1 protein-coding gene is annotated in these 1,716 nt (G+C 54.7%); it reads left to right on the forward strand.

Features of this window, described 5'->3' with window-relative positions; genetic code table 11:
* The coding region (locus tag ACOZK9_RS27305) for an immunoglobulin-like domain-containing protein (protein WP_421556981.1) at positions 1-1,716 on the forward strand (1,716 nt) is incomplete at both ends.

A 1,716-nucleotide genomic window follows, 5' to 3' on the forward strand; every position in this document is an offset into this window, starting at 1 on the left:
CGGTTGGCACCGTGGCCGTGGATACTCCAGCTAACGACGTTTACGCCAATGGCTCGACTGTCAGCACCACGATTACGTCGGCTACCGGCGGTAACTTCGAAAATTTGGTGCCGAACACTGCGCCTGCTGTCACTACGATTGCTGACTCGATCGACACCACCACCGTTACTCTGACCGCAAACAACTCGGTCACCGAAGGCGGTCAAATCACTTACACCGCCACGCTGACTAATCCAGCGCAGACGCCAGTAACGGTTACCTTGAGCAATGGCTCGGTGATTACCATCAAAGCCGGTGAGTCGGTTGGTACTGTAGCCGTCGATACCCCGGCCAACGATGTTTACAACAATGGTTCCACCGTCAGCACCACGATTACCTCGGCTACCGGCGGTAACTTCGAAAACTTGGTGCCGAATACAGCGCCTGCTGTAACCACCATTGCCGATTCGATCGACACCACTACCGTCACGCTGACCGCAAACAACTCGGTCACCGAAGGCGGTCAAATCACTTACACCGCCACGCTGACTAACCCAGCGCAAACGCCAGTGACTGTCACCCTGAGCAACGGGCAGACCATCGTTATTGAAGCGGGCAAATCCGATGGCACTGTTGTTTTCGAAACCCCGGCCAACGACGTTTACAACAACGGTTCTACCGTTAGCACCACAATTACCAATGCCACCGGCGGTAACTTCGAAAACCTGGTGCCGAATACAGCGCCTGCTGTAACCACCATTGCCGACTCGATCGACACCACCACCGTTACCCTGACCGCAAATAATTCGATCACCGAAGGCGGTCAAATCACTTACACCGCCACGCTGACTAATCCAGCGCAAACACCCGTAGCGGTCACCTTGAGCAATGGCTCGGTGATTACTATCAAGGCGGGTGAGTCGGTTGGTACTGTAGCCGTCGATACCCCGGCCAACGATGTTTACGCTAATGGCTCGACTGTCAGTACCACGATTACCTCGGCTACCGGCGGTAACTTCGAAAACTTGGTGCCGAATACAGCGCCTGCTGTAACCACCATTGCAGACTCGATCGACACTACTACCGTCACGCTGACCGCAAACAATTCGGTCACCGAAGGCGGTCAGATTACCTACACCGCTACTTTGACCAATCCTGCGCAGACGCCGGTAAACGTCACCCTGAGCAATGGCTCGGTAATCACTATCAAGGCCGGTGAGTCGGTTGGTACTGTGGCCGTCGATACCCCGGCTAACGACGTTTACGCCAATGGCTCGACGGTCAGTACTACGATTACGTCGGCAACCGGCGGTAACTTCGAAAAACTGGTGCCGAACACTGCACCTGCAGTCACTACAATTGCTGATTCGATCGACACCACCACCGTCACGCTGACCGCAAACAATTCGGTTACCGAAGGCGGTCAAATCACTTACACCGCTACCCTGACTAACCCAGCGCAGACGCCAGTGACTGTCACCTTGAGCAACGGCTCGGTGATCACTATTAAGGCGGGTGAGTCAGTTGGCACTGTTGCCGTGGATACTCCAGCTAACGACGTTTACGCCAATGGCTCGATTGTCAGTACTACGATTACCGGTGTGGCTGGCGGTAACTTTGAAAACTTGGTGCCGAACACTGCACCGGCTGTAACCACCATTGCCGATTCGATCGACACCACCACCGTTACTCTGACCGCAAACAATTCGGTCACCGAAGGCGGTCAGATTACCTACA

It is taken from the genome of Pseudomonas kitaguniensis, assembly GCF_049199985.1.
Lineage (GTDB): Bacteria > Pseudomonadota > Gammaproteobacteria > Pseudomonadales > Pseudomonadaceae > Aquipseudomonas > Aquipseudomonas kitaguniensis.